This is a genomic window from Pseudomonas sp. PS01270, assembly GCF_029959775.1.
Taxonomy (GTDB): Bacteria; Pseudomonadota; Gammaproteobacteria; order Pseudomonadales; family Pseudomonadaceae; genus Aquipseudomonas; species Aquipseudomonas atacamensis.
In genome coordinates, this window is record NZ_JASCPT010000003.1 from 29,560 (window position 1) to 47,797 (window position 18,238).

The following is an 18,238-nucleotide window of genomic DNA, read 5'->3' on the forward strand; positions in this document are numbered from 1 at the left end:
TTTTTTCCTCGATCAATTGTAGGCAGCGTGGATCATTATTCAACAGTTTGAACTTACTAATCCTATTTCACCTTAAAATTTCCCATAGAAATGAGGCAAAGCCTTTACGGGCTGAGAAAGTTCGGGGCTACGTTGAGCGCGGAAAACACGATCGACAGGATGGTCATCAATAGCCATACGAAACCATCCCAGTATTTTATCGCGGCCAGCAGCAATGCCCCGACGATTGGCAGCAAGGACAGCCCCTTCAGCAAGCGAAAGGTCCTGGTTAGCGTTCGGCCCTGCTTGTCGACCTGGTCGATGGTGATCCTGAGCAAGCCCTGAAGTTTTGGGGGATAGGTTTTTATCTTGTCCTTAAAATCATCGAAGATGACATTGAAACTGTGTAGCAGGCGCTCTGTTTGCAGCATTTGATTGTGCAGGATCGCAAGCAGAACCACAGAGACCACTGCTAGCCCAAGGACAAGAATAAAACCTTCGAATTTTGAGGTTGTTTTCTCCAGCACGACCAGACCCGCTAACGATATCGGCAGGGCAAGCATCTTGCCCGCGATGTCGCCCAGTACCCCACTAAGCTTAGTGCCATAGTCGATTTCAGCCTGGGCCACCTCGCGCCGGGCCCGCTCAAACGAGAAGCTATAGACGTAGGTTTGCAGATTCGCACGGTACGTGGCGAGGATCTCCCGCCACTCCCGCACGATCACCAAGAACAGATTCGGCTCGGTCTCAAACTTCTCGATGACGCTCGCCACCGCCATCCGAATCATCAATTTTCGTTCGGAGAGGTGCGCCTTGTTTTCGTTTTTTCGATTGAGTATTTCTTCCAACAAGCTCAGGTGGTTGAGCTCATAGTCAAGAACCTTGACGTCAACCTGGGTAGGCAACAGAAAAGTTCTCGGAGGCTTAGCCCCATCAGGAGGCAAGGCAAAAAACAGGTTATAACCATCTGGACTGCTGTCTTTGACCCTAACGATGCCAGGCACGACGGAAAACTCAGTGACCGGTTCAAAAATATCATTGACTTGGACTTTCATGATAAGCCCTCCGCCGCCAGTGAAATTTTTATTGGGCTTTCGATAATTTCAAAGGTTGGTAGTGGTGCAGTCATTTGAATGGGAGTACCAACCAAATCTACCTTGATCGACTTGGCCCATATCAGGTGATGATATAAAGCCCGAGAATCTTGATAGGAGATAAATAAACGTGCGGCAATCTTTCGCAGACTTTCAGCCGTACTCCACGGGTACGGACGGCAGATAGTTAAGTGCTCCAGAAAATCTGAATGTAATGAGGGCTCAGCCAAGGCGCGCGGCAGCTGAGCAAACTTCCTGAGCAAGCCTAAATTCTTGATCAAATCGGGACTGAACATTTCTTCAGTGACAATGGCCCAATCGACGTGTTGACCAGCCCAGAAACGTTTTTCGATCTCAAGTTTTTCCAACGTTCTCCTGGCTTGTTTGCCTTCGAGGTCGCTGCGGTATTTGATTGTTCGAGCTACGGATTTAAAGCTGCCATCGGACTTTTTTATTGTTAATAAAAAATCCGTGGTCATAACGTAAGGAAGCACTGTCTTCGGATACTTGGGGTATCGCACTCCGATAGAGCTAGCGATTGCTTGAGCACTTTCTCGCGGCAGCAATGGATACTGCTCGCGTATATCCACAACATTTTCCGAAAATTCACATACCAAAAAATAGGCGCGTTCTAGGTCAGAAAAGAGGTGATGGAGGCGATCGATCTTCACGCCTTGGATCTTGTGGGAGCGTCCTCTGGAAGGCACATCTTGGACGCGCAGCCACGGCAGATAACTGGCACCAGCTCCGCTACCGAATCCATTCGTAATGTGCCGCTGAATATCTATCTCTGACGAAAACCTACGACCGCGCAATGCTACCTCCTCCGTCCGCCGGGACCGCCTCTCCTCGCCCTGAAAAATAGTTATAGGAAAAAACCGTCCGCTATCTGCCGATGGCACAGCGCTATTTAGCCTACTCCCAGAGCGAAACGAAGCGGAGAATCTAGACCGATGGCTCAGCCCAGAAATGGAAACCCCCGTAAATACGGGGGTTTCGGCCTTGTGTCAATCTATGTTGCGTCGTGTCAATCTTTATTGTTTTGTGTCAATCTTTATTGTTAGAAACCACTTTCGGCACACGAAGCTGCAGCGAATGCCTCCATTGCAACGGCCTTCTACTGCGAAAATCAGGGGTTTGCCGATCCCGCCTTACTCGCCAGCTTCAATCCAGAGCCGCTACAACCATCGGAACGGTACCGTAATGGGTACTCACCGATGGTCTATCTGGCAGGCCCGTTCTTTACGCTCGCAGAGTTGTGGATGGTAGGACAGGCCCGAAGAGACTTGCTCTCAATGGGGCTGAATGTGTTTTCCCCCTATCACGACGTCGGTGTCGGCTCCGCCGAGGACGTAGTGGAAAAGGATCTGGAAGGCGTGCGTGATTGCGACGTTTTGTTTGCGATCGGTGATGGCCTCGACTCGGGCACGATCTATGAGATCGGCTACGCGAGGGCACTGAACAAGCCCGTGGTTTTCTATGCTGAAAACGAATCCAAACAGGACGTCAAAATGATGGAAGGCTCCGATTGTCGCATCATTGATGATTACGTCAGCGCAATCTATCAGACGGTCTGGGAAGCGGTGGAGCTATGAAGACGGGATTATTGCTGTCTGGCGGTATGGACTCTCTTACGCTCGCCTGGTGGAAACGCCCGGATGTGGCGTTCACCCTGAATTATGGCCAGCTTCCCGTTCGAGTCGTATTTTGATCGACTGGAGGAACGAATGAATTTGGCAGGGTTTATTTCAGTGCTTTCTGCGGGTGAGGAAATAGGCGGGTGCCAACTCGCCACCCCAGATGCTGTGGCATTCGCCAGTCTGCGTTTTCCTTCCCGTGCTTACTGTCTTGTTGCTGAATGGGCAATATTGGATCTCGACGTTACACCGCCTCAGCAGAAGGCGATCACCGATAGAGGGTTTATCCCTGCTCTGGTTTACGCTTTGACCGTTATCCAAGACAGCAAAGGCCGCTTCCAACGTGGTGATTGGGTCAGAACAACGCTTGGGGTTTCCTTCACCCACACCTGCTTATTTGAAACGAAAAATACGGTTTATGTGCTTATGGGAACCGGCCGTAGGTTACGCACAAATTTAGACATCGCACTGAGCTTGTGCTGAAGACCGCAGTTGTGAGCTCCCCCTTCATCACTGCTTACTCTGGTTGCTCATGTCAAACTATGTTGTGACCAGACGGGTCCTGTATTTGTAGCGCAGCCAAGCTGTGTCAATCTAGATTGCTGTCGTCTTTACCCCTAATCATTCTACGGGCCCCGATTTACGCGAGGGGTTGTGTCAAATTATGTTGTTCGTACCTACGACCACTCTCGGAACACGACGATTGGAGGAGCTGCTAACTCAAGGGCCGGAGGTACGACCTTTTGATCATCCGAGATAGGGCAAGCCCGTACCAGTCTCATAGCCATCCCCCCAGTGACTGAAGTCTCGTAAAGCCACTATCCAGATGCGCGACGAGCTTGAAGCCCTGCATATTCGGAGTTGCGAATTGTTCCAACGAATTAAGCGAGTCCCACCCCGCAACAATCTATGCACTACGAATGACGGAGAGGCCATCAAGCACATCCACAACGGCACAGTGGTGGTTTGGTCTTACGAGCGCGTCAGAAAAAACTTCGACGCCGAAAGCATTCCGTACGTGGACGTCATTTTTCGGTTTCTAGATCGTAACGATGAGCCTGCAGGCGTGACAGAAGCACGAATTGGCGTAAGTCGTCTGGGAAGCTTTCGTTTGGGGACGATTTGGGAAGGAGGAAAATGCATTGCTGAAACCGACCTGGGCGATGACCTTATATTTTCCGTGGATTTCACCCACGGCAAATGGTCTTACCTCAGCATCCAAGGCAATCATCAACCCGTCTCATATTTTAGGACCGACTATCCGCTTAGAAGCCAGCCAACGGACAAGGTACTGACCGAGTTTCTCAGCTTCCCCTTATCGGACAAAAAAAACCTGCTGGTTCCCTGCATCGAATTTTTGTACCGCTGTTATGGCAGCACTTCCGATATGGCCAGGATACTGACAACGTACCCGTGGCCCGAGGTGCTTGAGCGTCTGTATGCCGACACCACGAAAGATCCCCACACTTGGCTCGTGCAACCAAAGCCCGATGTACCCAACGACGATGGGTTATTTCTGGCGTACGCTCTGTACGACGAATACACAGCAAATGCTGCAAAATGGATTTACGCAAAGCTGGACAATGCACACGGCAAGCGCATGAAAGAGACGAGCCTTCGAGTCAAACCCTGGTTCCAAGGCCCTGCAAAACTGAAAGTGCGTGGTCGCTGGATCAACAATGGCAATACATTTCTGTGCTACGAAATCACCGGAATGAGTCAGCCGCAGGATCATCCCTACGAGATAAGACGGGTCAAATATTCCAAGGAGGACACCGAGCAGGATGAAACCCTGATTGACACGATCAGGGTCAAGGTTGACGCATCAAAGCCGACGGATCCATTTGCAGTCACCGACCTTCTGGAGCCGGATCAAGGATCTGCTCGCTGGTCAAAGCCAGACCCGGTGTTTGAAATCCTAGATCAAGAATGCCCTCACACCGTGTCATTTGAAGAGCGTTCGCTAGTTAAGAAAAACGTCAGTCTGATCCCGTCGCAAGCAACCAAAATGCTCTCCACTGGAGACCCACAGGGTTACAACAAAGACGTCAGCAAAATCACCGCGGTCGCCAAGCGCGTGCTGGGGAATGGAGGTGCAGTCCAAGAAGTATGGGACGGGCTTCAAGACTTGAAAGAGCTAAAGTGGTTTTCAAGCTTGGCTTGGCTGTCAGAACGCCAAGGTTTCGTAGAGAGTGCAGATTTTAGAATGCTAGCGCTCGCGCCCTTTGCACAATCTGAAGCCCCTAAAGATATCAATCGAACATGGTTGTCTTACAAAGAAAATGCCATCCGTCGACGAGGAATATTGGTCGTACGCGCCGTGGTTGGTCGCCGCACGTTCTATCTATTTGAATTGCAGCGCAAGAAAGTTCGGCAGGGAACCGTGTACGGTGAAGAAAAGATTTCAGGGCTACTGATAGAAATCAATAATGAAGCCGAAGCCTTGGTCGAGATCTCCAGAATCTGCTCCGAAATACGATTTACCAACGGTAATTTTCGGAACTTGAAAACAGGCTTTAAGCATCGACGAAATATTTTCCGCCACCACCCGGACGTCGGAACAACGTTATTCTATGCCTTCTACCACTTGGACATTTATATCAGATAACCACGAAAACGTTACTCATTAGCGTCATCAGGCGGCCGCCGGGCGGACTCGCTCGCAAAGCTCGGAGCCGACGTCGGACCTGGCACCCAATAGGCTTTTGCGTTGAGCACCACATTAAAGCCAGCCACGTCCTGCATGGTCATCGCCTCGTAATTCAGCGTCTTTTTGTTAACGCTTTTCACTTTGTGCAAAAGCATTAGGGCGGTCTTGATCCAGGTACGTTCGAAGGCTTCCCCCTCGCCACCCGTGGAGTACAGGCCGTACAGTTTCGCTTCCAGCTTCTGGTTTTTTGCCCGTGCCACCGCGCGCGCGCTCAGCTCTGTTTTCAAACTAAGGCCATGGGTACGGTTCAGGAAACCGATAAAACCCTGTGCAGCCGCATGTTGTCCCGGCGTCTGCGTGAGGTAGGCCGTGACCGTCTTCTGCGAGGGCAACGTATCAAACAGCTGGGAAGCCGAGGCCATCACATTTTTTGCGGCGCGCAAGGAAAGCCGGACAGAGCTGATCGACGTGCCCCCATCAGCTTGCCTAGTCCGCAGGTATGCCCAATACCCCAGTAACGCATCCCGGCCGACACCAGCGGGCGTCGAGCCGATCATCTCTTGAATTCTGCGCTTTTCAGAATGTTCCTTGCGCAGTTGTTCATCGGCCGTGACGCCGTACCGAGTATTGAGCCAAAGCATCGGGGTCTGCATCCGGCGAAGTCCTTCGGCGCTGAAGTGCTCCAGCAAGAAAGCGTACGAAGGCAGACCAACAGGATGTGAGTCCAGAAAGCTGAAAAAGGGCACGTAGTGTTTGAGTCTCAGCGCAGCCTTGTGAGCGCCCATCTCGTGCTTGAGCCACTGACAGAACTCATCGAAACGCTGACGCGTGCCGGCATTGTCGAAGGTCTCGACATGAATGCGCGCGCGCCGATCAAAGCTCCTTTGCCAAGCGCAGTTTTCACATTCGCTATTACGTCCCGCCGGCATCAGCTGAGCGCAAGTGGCGCACCGAACCACGCCCTTTTCAGCGCACAACTTACACCGCATCCGACCATCGTCCCCTTGAACCAAGAAACGATGATGCCGGCAATCCGGGCATGTTGCCGCGCCTTCTCTTGCGCATTGAGGACAGCAGCGCACATCCGGATCGATCGCCAGAACGCGGGTTAATTTTGTTGACAGCTTGCCGCACCGCTCGCACGGTTCAGGCTCGGAAAAGTGATGAGCACAACTGCTACATGCCGGGCCATAAAGCGTCATCAACCCAACCGGCTTTCCGGTCTGATTGCATCGCACACAAGGTGCTTTCGATTGGCAGCGGATGCACTTGGCATCCTTTTCAAATATGGGTAGCCGGCCAAAATTCCCGCAGCCCGAACACAACCTGCGTTTGAACAGTCGGGCATAGCAGGTATTGCAGAATCGCCGCCCCCTGTGGATGCGGTGAATCTTCGTAGCGATGCAGTGGCACTCATCGCATTGCAGCGGCAATTCTGGGGGCGTCATCGTTGAAACTTCCTGAGCAATCGTTGCCATCTCATCAACACGCTCTTCACAGAGCGCGGATTGTCGATTGGAGACAGGCTGTTGTTGCGGTATCGCCTGCTTTTCAGCACTGCGGCAAGCCCGGCAATTGAAGACGGTAATCCTCCTGAGCGCGGTAGCAACAGCGATGGCCGAATATGTTCACGTTCGGCCACCGCGATCAACTGCTCGGGACCGATCTCCAACATGCTCCAGACGTTAGCAAGAAGGCTTGCGCGATCTAAGGGGGATAAGTACTCGAACGGCAGCCCTATAGGTGGAGACTTCAGCTCGCGCAGGTTGACACCAAGCTCACGGAAAAACGTCTCCGTACAGGGGCTCGGTGCACGCGCTGCGGTGCGCAATATACCAATCATCCAGCGTGCAAGAGCAAACCATTCAGCGAGCGGCAGATGGTGCCTGCCATAGCCGAGCGCCGGCCGGAAAAACAACTCATCGGTGGCATGCTGGAAACGCAGAGCCTTGTCCGGTGCCGCCACGGTTGCGGCGAGGTACAGCTCATATCCGCACCGATGACACCGACCTAACGTCCCTTCAGGAGGTGACAGCAGTTGGGGGCAAAGCGGCGCTTTGCAGCTTTCACAGCGATTGAGCAGGATCGCCAGGTGAACCGGACACGCGCTGTGCCAAGCCAAGCGATCCTGTATCAAGTAATGGGGGACGTGTTCCTTGAAGCATTTGGGGCAGTATTGGAGCCCCCCGCATCGGCGGCGGTTTCGACTTCCCAGACAAAGAAACCAGGGAGCTATCCCCCTTGGAAAACTCGAAGTACCCGTCATCATCTGATGCAGCGGCTGCAAAGTGGCCGCATGTAGCGCGGCCGCTGGAATACCCGAGAGTCGATTTAAACGCAGGGTTTGTTCAATCGATAACTTTCTGTCCGGATCACTGCACCAAAACCTCAGCCTTGGCCAGACTTCTCCTGTGAGCGTCGTTGCATCGCAACCCTGCGCCAAAGCACAACGCATCAACCAGGATGAGATGACTTCGTCAGGGAGAAGAGATGGCACTAACGGCCACACTGCATTTACAGGACTCGCTCCCGCACCCCATCTGCACTGGTAGGACGCATCCATTGGTTTTTCTCAAGCAATCGACGGTCAATCACTTCCGAACCGTTTCGGATCGCTTCTCGTGCGCACTCACGTAAAAGGTATTCGATATTGCCCGTGTTGCCATTGGAGATCGCGTGAATGAGCGGGGTGAGCTCCGGCGAGTAAAGTTTCGAAGCGAATTTGAGCGGGAGCACTGACTCAAAGCTTTTAAGGAAGCGCTGGAAATCCACATTGATTGACCAGTTGGGCAGCGAAACCACCTCGAACCGACTTGAGTACTGCGAATCCAGCACCAGTAGCTGAAGTGCCGTTCGTGTGCCGACCAGCACCAGAGGTATGTGGAGAATGTTCGAGAGCATCTTCAACTCGTTCATGACATCCATACGCTTGGCAGCCGATCCGTTATTGATCGTATGCACTTCATCAAGGATGAGCATGCGAGTGCGCGCATCACGCAAGAGATGGATGGCCTGATGTCGAAGCTTTTCTAGCGGCGCGACTGGATTGTGTGGTGCCCAGAACTCCCTGAGGATGGCGTTATATAACTCTCGCTCGTCGGGTTTGTGGACTTCGGCACAGATCACAGGCCGCACGCTCACCGCATCGTCGCTGATGTAGGGCTGACCTGATAGCTCCTTGAACCGCGTGACCACCGTTGTTTTGCCAGTGTTGGATTCTCCGACAAGCATGAGGTTTGGCATGCGAGGACGCTCGGGTTTTCGTAACAGGCCGTTGAGGATATCCATCAGATTCTTAGCCGCTTGGTAATCAACCCAGCGCGGCTCATCCAGAAATGCGAGCCGATCAAGATCGGGCTTTTGCATCACGTCTCTGAACTGGGGCGTGATATGAGCGTAATCGGTCACCAGACTTCTCCGAAGGTGTCCACTTCATCTACCGACAACAGCTGCGGCGATTCAGGTAAACCAGTAGGTGGAAACTTCGGCTCGACGCGTGGCGTGGGCCGTGCCGGTGTAGTTTGCTTGGCGTTGTTCGTACGCTTCTGAGCACTTTTGCGGGCCTGTTTGGTGCGTATGGCCGCCTCGTTCTCTTGCTGCTTATTCTCATCCAACATCCGGTCTATGACGTCGTGGTTGACCGCGCCTCGTCCCGATTTCCTCGCTTTTTTCTTGGCGTTGACGTACTCACCAACTGTAACGCCGGCGTACCGGCCGCGAATGATCGGCACCTCGAAATGCTCTTTCAACGCAGGTTCGTAGAACCAGATTCGATTGATGTCCCGAGGGTCTCGCCGGAAAAGGAATTTTCGGGCCTTGCCTGTTTTTGGATCGGTTGCACCTATCCAGGGACGCAGAACTTCAGCGAAGTACATTGCATCCATTTCCACACCGTAGGGGTGTATGGTTCGTAGAGTCGAAGGCAGGAAGTCGAGTTGAAAACCCCAAGGATCCACGACTCTGGGCGGGAGCGGCACAATCGGGTCGTGCTCTTTGTCCCCGAAAAACGCCAAATTCCACTTTCTGAGCGGCGACATGTCGATCTCTTCATGGAACTGGTTGTTGTACTTGATGATGTTCCTGACCAACCGCTGCTCGTATTCTGCAAACGTATAGATCGATTGCTTTTCCGAGTCGTATTCACGGCGTTCGGCAGGATTGCTGAAGGTGGCACCCCGGTCTTTTTTGTTGATACCGGCGAACGTGCCCATCCAGCGTTCGATATGTCCGCCCCATTGCGGGTTCTTCTTAGGCCTGAAGTCACGACGGATATTGTGGTTCACACAGGACTGTACAAGGCTGTTGGTCTTGAAGTCTGCGCCGTTATCGCTGTGCAGCGTGCCCATTTTTCCCCATACCGGCCATTCAGCTTCCACCCCATGAAGCGCAAGCCACTTCTCCTTTGGCAAGATGGAATGGACAACACACATCGCCACCGACACCGCAGACGGGGCATCCATCGACAGGTAATAACCGGTCACCATTCGCGAGTACACACAGATTGCAAGTGTCAGCCAAGGACGACCGATAGGACGTCGGTGGACGTCATCGACAACGATCATGTCAGCCGGCGTGTGATCGATCTGAACGATCTGGAGGGGGTATTCAGTGTTGAGTCCACCAGGACGTGGATCGTATTTATTACCCGCGAGCTCTCTGTCTCCACGCTTTCGTAAACGCGTCCGTTCAGGAATGTTCTTGATGCGTGTCCGCACCGTCGATACGGTTGGGGGAGACAGCTTCAATGCTTTGCAACGTCTTTTAACTTCGTAGACCGTCGAAGCAACATCAGGGCGTTGCTCGGTCAGGTAAAAATCGTTAATGGTCTCAGCAATAACTTTCTCTACGCCTTCAGAGATCCTGGAGCGACCTTTACCCCATCCACGCTTGAGCGGGATAAGTGCAGTGACTTCGCCTTGCTCTTTGTAACGGCGCAGCCATCGGTAAACGGTAACGGCATCAACACCGGCATCTTTCGCGCGCTGCTCGACCACGCTGCGTGCCTGACCGTCGATACCCAGAAGTGGTGCAATGACTGCATAGCGTTTCTGTGCAATGACCCATTCCTCGGCACCGATGTCTTCTAGGTCGTAATCGGCATACGGCCCTTTGACCTTACCTTCAAGAAAGGGCTTGAGCTCGCCAATCTGAATTACCTTCGGTTGCCCGGTTTCAACATTGATCGCGAGCACCGCTTGGAAATCCAATACCTGGGTGATCCGGAAGACCTCTTTCTGGTAACAGGCAACCTCGCCCGGCGCGATATTGACGAACGACCTGTCGATCTTCCCGCTGTGCAGCTGTCCACTCACGGCTTCATTCATTCGGCCACCATGACTTCTAGCGAATCGCTCAAAGGCCCGGAAATGTCGCAATCGAGCTGACGGGTCGCGATGAGATGAAAGATGTGGGACTTGCCTAAGGCTTCAGCACCTTGGAAGTGAAGTTCCAAGAGGTAGCTGATCGTTGCGAAGCCCTTGAAAGCGACCGTGCGAATGATGGCGTCCAGATCCTGATCCGCGTAATCCGCATTCTTGAATCGCTCCAGGTATTGGATGTTCTTCAACGATTGACCTCTGATCCGCGATTCGTCGTAGATATGAAAGCCCCAGCCGCGCGCTTTCGCATAACGCAACGCTGCCTTCCATTTTGGTAACAGATCGCGCCAGTTCTCACGCCAGTTTTCAGCAGGCTTGACCTCCACCAGCATCGGGCGCTGGTGAGTATGAGCATGGAAATGGACGAGATAATCGGGGGTGTAGGTATAAGACCGGCCGCTGCGAGCAACGAAATCCAACTGCACTGGTTGCGAGAGAACCGTCAGAACATCCTTCCTGAAATCCATGCGACTGAGGAAGTCACGCTCAAGCATGGATTCGAAAGCAACGCCCTGTCCGCGAAAAGCAAACACTCCAGATAGGCTACGCGTCGTAGATTTTATGCGCCTCGCAACTGAGAACTGAGGCTGGTTGCAGCTATTGCTATCCATAATTCGGCCAGTTGCACCTATTAGTAGGTTTGAGTTGCAAATTATTCGGGTAAATCATACGACAGAATGCGGGCCGCAGCGTAGACGCGTTGCATCTATTTCCGAATGTCACAGCAGTTCGAAACCGCAACCCGGCGAAATCACCCTCGCCCACCATGGCGTACTGTTTCTCGATGAGTTGCCGGAGTTTGATCGCAAGGTTCTGGAGGTGCTGCGCGAGCCGTTGGAGTCCGGGCATATCGTCATCGCCCGGGCCAAGGATCGCGTGCGTTTCCCCGCGCGATTTCAATTGGTTGCCGCGATGAATCCGTGTCCCTGTGGATATCTTGGCGAACCCAGCGGCAAATGCTCGTGCACACCGGACATGGTCCAGCGCTATCGCAACAAGCTGTCAGGGCCGCTGCTGGATCGGATTGATCTGCACCTGACCGTCGCGCGGGAGGCAACCGCATTGAATCCAGCAGCCAAGCCAGGCGAAAACAGCGCCAGCGCTGCGGCGTTGGTGGCCGAAGCGCGGGAGCGCCAGCAGAAACGTCAGGGCTGTGCCAATGCGTTTCTCGATCTGCCGGGGCTCAAGCGTCACTGCAAGTTATCCACAGCCGATGAAAAATGGCTGGAAGCGGCCTGCGAGCGATTGATCCTGTCACTGCGCTCGGCGCATCGCCTGCTCAAGGTCGCGCGCACGCTGGCGGATCTTGAACAGGCCGATGCGATTACCCGCGAGCATCTGGCCGAGGCACTGCAATACCGGCCGGCGACACCTTAATGCTCAGTCAGATCAACCAGCGGTGCCTGACGCACTTCAGTGTCGCGCCCGGCCTGAATTTCGGTCACGCGCTTGAGGGCCTTGTCCACCGCCCCTTTGTCGGCCAGCAGGCTGTAGCTGATCTGGAACTGTTTATGTTCTTTTGGGGCAATGGTCGGCACCAGATTCAACGGCCGCTGATAGCGACGGTTGTAGGAAAAACTGGTTCCCGGCTCCAGCCCGGTGACGTAGCCCTGCCCTTGGGTGTCGGTGTTTTTCCACAGCGAAAACACTGGCAGCTGCTGAGTATTGAAGCCAACGGATACGCCGAGGCTACCGGCCTTGTTGTGCAGCACGGTGAGGGTGTCACCCTTGGCGTCCGCATACGGCACGACGTTGTAGACAGTTTCGTCGTAGTCCTTGGTTGGCCCGCGATAGGTCTGCCAGTCGGGCAGATCTCCCTTGGCCTTGTCGTTGAACGGCGAAACCTGCTTCACCGGCGCTGCGAACTTTGCGCCCTGCTCAAGAAACGGCGTGCTGAAATTGCTGTGATACAGCGCCTGATATTCCTTCGCATAGTCGCCGTTGTTGGTCAGGGTGTCGTTGAGGGCGAAGCTGGCGCTGCCCGGTTCGGTGACCAGTTCGGTCGCTACCGAGAAATCGACTTTCTTGAATGCCTGCTCTTTCAGCTCGCCACGCAGCGTGATGGCATACGGCGGCTTCTCGTCGATGTGCAAAGTGACGGTGCTGGCCGGGATGTTGGCGGCGCGACCGTGCAAGGTCAGCAATTCGCCGTTGTCCATGCCGGGATGGCCAACCCACTCGTAACCGCAACGGGTGACCAGTTCATTGAAACCTTCGAGCCAGCCCAGGCCACCGCGACCGTTGAGTTCGATGAACGCCGGGTTGACCACGTCCTTGACCGGCGAATCCCAGCCCATCCGCACGTCGCCCACCGAAGCCTGCAACACATTCATGCCACGGGTCGGCACGACCGACAGCTTCATCGTGCCGTTATCGATATCGACAATGCTGACGCCCTCCTGACGACCGCCATGCAGGGTACGCAGGGTCACGGAAAACGGTTTGGCGGTTTTTACGCCGAGTTGCTCACTGGTGATCGTCCAGTTTTTTGCCGGAGTGCTGGCGTCGAGCAGGACATAGTCCCAAGCCATGGCATGAGAAGCGGCAGAGAATGCGCCGAGGGCGACGAGGAGTTTGAGCGGGGTCATGGCAGCAGCCTTTATTGGAGTTGTGCCATTTTTATAGCGCTGCGGAAACGTTTCAGCAAGTGCAAAAACCGGTTCGTGCCGGAGCATTCGCGAGCAAGCTCGCTCCCACAGGTTTTTCGGGTGTTCACACCATTTGTGAACTACCCCGGAAATTGTGGGAGCGAGCCTGCTCGCGATAGCTGTTTCAAAGATGCATCAACGGAAGCGGTCAACCTCGGAACGCAGATCCGCCGCGAGCTTCTCCAGCTCTTTCGCGGTGACAGCCAGGTTCGAGACAACCTCGCGCTGCTCGCTGTTGGCCAAGGCGATGCTCTGCAAATTGCTGCTCAGCAACGTCGCAGTGCTGCTTTGTTCCTGAGTGGCGGTGGTGATCGCGGCGAACTGCTGGCCTGCCGAACGGCTCTGCTCATCGATCCGCGCCAGCGCCGAGGCGACATTGGCGTTGCGCGACAGGCCTTCCTGCATCAGCACATTGCCCTGTTCCATGGTGCTGATCGCGTTGCCGGTTTCCTGCTGAATGCTGTGGATCATGCTGGAGATTTCATCGGTCGCCTGACGGGTACGCGAGGCGAGGCTGCGCACTTCGTCCGCGACCACGGCAAAACCGCGACCCTGCTCACCGGCACGCGCGGCTTCGATGGCAGCGTTAAGTGCCAACAGGTTGGTCTGCTCGGCGATCGAAGTGATCACGCCGACAATCCCACCGATTTCCTGCGAGCGCTGCCCCAGCGTGTTGATCACGCTGGCGGTGCTGTTCAGCGCGCCAGCGATCTGCTCCAGCGACGACGACGCTTCTTCCATCGAGCTGCGGCCGATCTGGGTCTGCTGAGCGTTTTCCTGCGCCAAGCGCTGGGTCGCGCCCATGTTGTCGGCAATGTTCAGCGACGTCGCGCTGAACTCTTCCACGGCGCCGGCCATGCTGGTGATTTCGCCCGACTGTTGCTCCATGCCTTCGTAAGCACCACCGGACAAACCGGACAGCGCCTGCGCACGGCTGTTGACCTCTTCCGAAGCGCGGCGGATGTGCTCGACCATGGTCGACAGCGCCTGGCTCATCTGGTTGAACGCGCGGGACAGCTGACCGATTTCATCGTGGCTCGATACGTTCAGCCGCACACTCAGATCACCCGCGCCCAAGGCTTCGGCCTGACGCACCAGATCGCCCAGCGGTGCAAGTTTGCTGCGCAGCAGCCAGACCACGGAACCGACCGCGAGCAACATCGCCAGCAGGCTGCCGATCGCCAGTTGCGTACCGACACTCCAGGTCACCGCGCGGATCTCGGCTTTCGGCATGCTCGCCACCACCGACCACGGGCCACCTTCGAACGGCACGGCGATGCTGTAGAAGTCCTCACCCTTGTCGCTCCAGAACTCACCCTTGCCCGGGGTTTTCACCAGGTTGTTGATGGTCGGGGCGGCTTGATCCAGGTTTTCGACGCCGGCAATCGGCACCAGCCATTTGTTCTGCTCGTCGAGCAGCGCCAGCGAGCCGGTCTTGCCAATGCGGAAGCGCTTGAGATTAGCGAACTGCGCGTTCTGCGCATCGGTGTAGTCGAAGCCGACGTACAGCACGGCGATTATCTTGCCGCCCGCATCGCGCACCGGGGTGTACTGCGACATGTAGTAGCGCTCGAACAGCAACGAGCGGCCGACATAACTCTGCCCCGCCATCAACTTCGCGTACGCCGGGTTGGCATGATCGAGCACGGTGCCAATGGCACGGGTGCCGTCCTGCTTGCTGACGTTGGTGCTGACGCGAATGAAGTCTTCGCCGCTGCGCACGAATACCGTGGCCACACCAGCGGTCATCTGCTTGAACTCGTCAACTTCCTTGAAGTTGTTGTTCAGCACCTCGTTGCCCAGATGCAGGCCCGGAGTCTGCACGCCGGCCACGGTCACTGGCTGATCGGGGTGCACACTCAAACCACTGCCGAAGCGCTTTTCGAACAGCCCGCTCAGGCGCAGGGTGCTTTCACGCAGCGTACCGTGGAAGGTACTCAGCTGATCGGCCAGCAGCCGGGCCTCACTGGCCAGATGCTCTTCACGGGTGGCGAGGTTGGCGGAATCCAGCGAACGCAAGGCGAACACCGTACTGCCGCTGATGACTATCGCCAGTATCACAGCAAGGGCAAGGCCCAGCTGCGAGGCGATCCGAGCACGAGGTTGAGACATGAACAGCTCCTGGCCGAGCCACCGAATCCTCCTTGATCGCGGTAATTGCCCGGAAAATATTCTAATAATGGGGGTAGCGCGGAACCGGCACGACGGTTCCACATGCTCGTAGTCGGCGGAAAATCCGAATACTTGAGCGGATTGCGTGGGTATGGCGCAGTAGTGGCATTGTGCCGGCTCGAACGTTTCAGCTCAAGCGCTCTACCGCCGGCAATTGCATGGCGCGGACTTCGCCTTGGAGAAAATCGCTGAGACGGCGCAAACGTTCACCTCCCGGACGCGGTTTCGGCCACACCAGGTAATAATTCAGGCCACTGGCGACGGCGGTTGGCCATGGCAGGCTCAAGCGACCTTGCGCGACGTCTTCGGCGACCATCAACAGATCACCCATCGAAACGCCATAGCCGCGCGCCGCGGCGATCATGCCCAGCTCCAGCGTATCGAACACTTGCCCGCCCTTAAGCGAAACTTGCTCGGACAGCCCCATGCGCTCCAGCCAACTGCGCCAATCGCGGCGATCCGGGGTCGGGTGCAGCAGTTCAGCAGCCGCCAGACGCGCTACGTCCCAAGGTTGGTCATTGAGCAGGTTCGGCGCGCCGACCGGAATCAATTCCTCGGGAAACAGCAGGCTCGCTTCCCAGTCCGGCGGGAAATGCCCGTCACTGAGCAACACCGCGCAATCGAACGGTTCATTGTTGAAGTCCACCGAATCGATATCCATCCATGCGCTGGTCAGTTGCACCTCATTGCCCGGCTGCAAATGGCGGAAGCGACTCAACCGCGCCAGCAGCCAACGCATGGTCAGGGTCGATGGCGCTTTCATGCGCAGGATGTCGTCCTCGGCGCGCAAGGTATTGCAGGCGCGCTCAAGGGCGGCGAAGCCTTCGCGGATACCGGGTAGCAGCAGCCGCGCCGATTCGGTCAGTTGCAGATTGCGCCCGCTGCGGTGAAACAGCCGGCAGGCGAAGTGTTCTTCAAGAGTGCGCATGTGCCGACTGACCGCGCTCTGGGTGATCGACAGTTCTTCCGCCGCGCGGGTGAACGAGCTGTGTCGCGCTGCCGCTTCGAATGCGCGCAGGGCATACAACGGCGGAAGGCGTCGGGACATACACAAAGCTCCAATAGCGGGGATACAGCCAATTCGGCAGGACGATTCAGGATGAGTATTAATCATGCCACCCATCCTTTTTATCCCTTTGTGCAAAGCCTGCCAAGCGCCGAGAATCGACGCTCTTCTGTTCCCTCTGAAATTTGGGTGGTGATGACCATGCAGCATCCTGTGCGTACCGAACTCTGGGCCATTCTGCGGCTGGCGGGGCCGCTGATTGCTTCGCAGTTGGCGCACATGCTGATGGTACTGACCGACACCCTGATGATGGCGCGCCTCAGCCCCGAAGCGCTGGCCGGTGGCGGCCTCGGTGCCGCGAGCTACTCGTTCGTGTCGATTTTCTGCATCGGCGTGATTGCAGCGGTCGGCACATTGGTGGCAATCCGTCAGGGTGCCGGCGACATCATCGGTGCCGCACGCCTGACCCAGGCCGGACTGTGGCTGGCCTGGCTGATGGCCCTCGGCGCCGGGCTGTTGTTGTGGAACCTCAAACCGGTGTTGCTGCTGTTCGGCCAAACCGAAACCAACGTCAACGCCGCCGGGCAATTTCTCATCGCCCTGCCCTTCGCCCTGCCCGGTTACCTGAGCTTCATGGCCCTGCGCGGTTTTACCAGTGCGATTGGCCGGGCGACGCCAGTGATGGTCATCAGCCTCGCCGGTACGGTGGCCAACTTCCTGCTCAACTACGCGCTGATCACCGACATGTTCGGCCTGCCGCAGTTGGGTCTGACCGGCATCGGTCTGGTCACGGCGATTGTCGCCAACTGCATGGCACTGGCGCTGGCCTGGCATATCCGCCGGCATCCGGCGTATGACGCTTATCCGTTGCGCGCCGGCCTGTCGCGGCCGAACCGGCAATACCTCAAGGAGCTCTGGCGCCTGGGCCTGCCGATCGGTGGCACCTATGCGGTAGAGGTCGGGTTGTTCGCTTTCGCTGCGCTGTGCATGGGCACCATGGGCAGTACGCAAATGGGTGCGCATCAGATCGCCCTGCAGATCGTTTCGGTGGCCTTCATGGTCCCGGCCGGGATGTCCTATGCCATCACCATGCGCGTCGGCCAACACTATGGCGCCGGGCAACTGGTCGATGCGCGCATGTCCGGGCGTGTCGGCATCACTTTCGGTGCGGTGGTGATGCTCGGCTTTGCCCTGGTGTTCTGGCTGTGGCCGAACCAGTTGGTCGGCCTGTTCCTTGACCACAACGATCCGGCGTTTACCGAAGTGATCCGTCTGGCGGTGAGCCTGTTGGCAGTAGCGGCGTGGTTCGAACTGTTCGACGGCACGCAGACGATTGCCATGGGCTGCATTCGTGGGCTCAAGGATGCCAAGACTACGTTTCTCGTGGGGCTCGCTTGCTATTGGCTGATTGGCGTGCCGGCGGCGTGGTGGATGGCGTTCCATCTCAATTGGGGGCCGACGGGTGTCTGGTGGGGTCTGGCGTTGGGCCTGGCCTGCGCGGCGGTGAGCCTGACGCTGGCGTTTGAATGGAAGATGCAGCGGATGATTCGGCGCGAGCCAGTTGCAGAGAGGTTCGAGGCCATCGGCGCGGATTAAGATCAAAAGATCGCAGCCTTCGGCGGCTCCTACGAGGGAACACATTCCAAGGTAGGAGCTGCCGAAGGCTGCGATCTT

14 protein-coding genes and 1 pseudogene are annotated in these 18,238 nt (G+C 55.9%); 5 read left to right on the plus strand and 10 right to left on the minus strand.

Translation table 11 applies throughout. From position 1 onward, the window contains the following. Positions 1-104: 104 nt before the first annotated feature. Both QMX86_RS01745 and QMX86_RS01750 read right to left on the minus strand, forming a co-directional pair. On the minus strand, positions 105-1,034 hold the full coding sequence (locus tag QMX86_RS01745) for a hypothetical protein (RefSeq protein WP_282382584.1): 930 nt from the start codon (positions 1,032-1,034) through the stop codon (positions 105-107). After that, positions 1,031-1,888, minus strand: coding sequence for a TnsA endonuclease N-terminal domain-containing protein (locus QMX86_RS01750; RefSeq protein WP_282382586.1), 858 nt, complete (start codon positions 1,886-1,888; stop codon positions 1,031-1,033). The genes QMX86_RS01745 and QMX86_RS01750 overlap by 4 nt, the downstream gene beginning before the upstream one ends. Before the next feature lie 402 nt (positions 1,889-2,290). Here QMX86_RS01750 and QMX86_RS01755 point away from each other — a divergent pair, with 402 nt between their 5' ends. From QMX86_RS01755 to QMX86_RS01765, 3 genes are all read left to right on the plus strand, one after another. Beyond that, positions 2,291-2,668, plus strand: coding sequence for a nucleoside 2-deoxyribosyltransferase (locus tag QMX86_RS01755; RefSeq protein WP_282382589.1), 378 nt, complete (start codon positions 2,291-2,293; stop codon positions 2,666-2,668). Positions 2,669-2,800: 132 nt separating this feature from the next. Next, complete coding sequence (locus QMX86_RS01760; RefSeq protein ID WP_282382591.1) at positions 2,801-3,193, plus strand: hypothetical protein; 393 nt, start codon at positions 2,801-2,803, stop codon at positions 3,191-3,193. Positions 3,194-3,536: 343 nt separating this feature from the next. Continuing rightward, the gene (locus QMX86_RS01765; RefSeq protein ID WP_282382593.1) at positions 3,537-5,318 is read left to right on the plus strand and encodes a hypothetical protein; all 1,782 of its coding nucleotides are present in this window, start codon (positions 3,537-3,539) and stop codon (positions 5,316-5,318) included. 11 nt (positions 5,319-5,329) lie between these two features. Here the strand turns inward: QMX86_RS01765 and QMX86_RS01770 are convergent, their stop codons facing one another. The 5 genes from QMX86_RS01770 to QMX86_RS01790 form a co-directional block, all read right to left on the minus strand. After that, positions 5,330-6,289 (minus strand): hypothetical protein, encoded by a 960-nt coding sequence (locus QMX86_RS01770; protein WP_282382596.1) that lies wholly within the window; start codon positions 6,287-6,289, stop codon positions 5,330-5,332. Positions 6,290-6,804: 515 nt separating this feature from the next. After that, positions 6,805-7,326, minus strand: a complete 522-nt coding sequence (locus tag QMX86_RS01775) for a hypothetical protein (RefSeq protein ID WP_225914464.1) — start codon at positions 7,324-7,326, stop codon at positions 6,805-6,807. A gap of 548 nt (positions 7,327-7,874) precedes the next feature. Beyond that, complete coding sequence (locus tag QMX86_RS01780) at positions 7,875-8,768, minus strand: TniB family NTP-binding protein (protein ID WP_217879026.1); 894 nt, start codon at positions 8,766-8,768, stop codon at positions 7,875-7,877. Next, entirely contained in the window at positions 8,765-10,684 is a 1,920-nt protein-coding gene (locus tag QMX86_RS01785) for a Mu transposase C-terminal domain-containing protein (RefSeq protein WP_217879027.1), read from the minus strand. The genes QMX86_RS01780 and QMX86_RS01785 overlap by 4 nt, the downstream gene beginning before the upstream one ends. After that, complete coding sequence (locus QMX86_RS01790) at positions 10,681-11,232, minus strand: TnsA endonuclease N-terminal domain-containing protein (RefSeq protein WP_225914402.1); 552 nt, start codon at positions 11,230-11,232, stop codon at positions 10,681-10,683. Before QMX86_RS01790 ends, QMX86_RS01785 begins: the two co-directional genes overlap by 4 nt. A 235-nt stretch (positions 11,233-11,467) precedes the next feature. On the opposite strand from QMX86_RS01790, the pseudogene QMX86_RS01795 reads away from it, so the two are divergent. After that, positions 11,468-12,115, plus strand: a pseudogene (locus QMX86_RS01795) (ATP-binding protein); the annotation flags it as partial. Here the strand turns inward: QMX86_RS01795 and QMX86_RS01800 are convergent. From QMX86_RS01800 to QMX86_RS01810, 3 genes are all read right to left on the minus strand, one after another. Further along, positions 12,112-13,326 (minus strand): aldose 1-epimerase family protein, encoded by a 1,215-nt coding sequence (locus QMX86_RS01800; protein WP_122751207.1) that lies wholly within the window; start codon positions 13,324-13,326, stop codon positions 12,112-12,114. The pseudogene QMX86_RS01795 and the gene QMX86_RS01800 sit on opposite strands and share 4 nt — an antisense overlap. Before the next feature lie 195 nt (positions 13,327-13,521). Beyond that, positions 13,522-15,498, minus strand: coding sequence for a methyl-accepting chemotaxis protein (locus tag QMX86_RS01805; RefSeq protein ID WP_016772578.1), 1,977 nt, complete (start codon positions 15,496-15,498; stop codon positions 13,522-13,524). A gap of 187 nt (positions 15,499-15,685) precedes the next feature. Then, entirely contained in the window at positions 15,686-16,606 is a 921-nt protein-coding gene (locus QMX86_RS01810; protein ID WP_071172126.1) for a LysR substrate-binding domain-containing protein, read from the minus strand. A 159-nt stretch (positions 16,607-16,765) separates the two neighbouring features. On the opposite strand from QMX86_RS01810, the gene QMX86_RS01815 reads away from it, so the two are divergent. Then, on the plus strand, positions 16,766-18,160 hold the full coding sequence (locus QMX86_RS01815; RefSeq protein WP_282390379.1) for a NorM family multidrug efflux MATE transporter: 1,395 nt from the start codon (positions 16,766-16,768) through the stop codon (positions 18,158-18,160). The last annotated feature ends 78 nt before the right edge of the window (positions 18,161-18,238 follow it).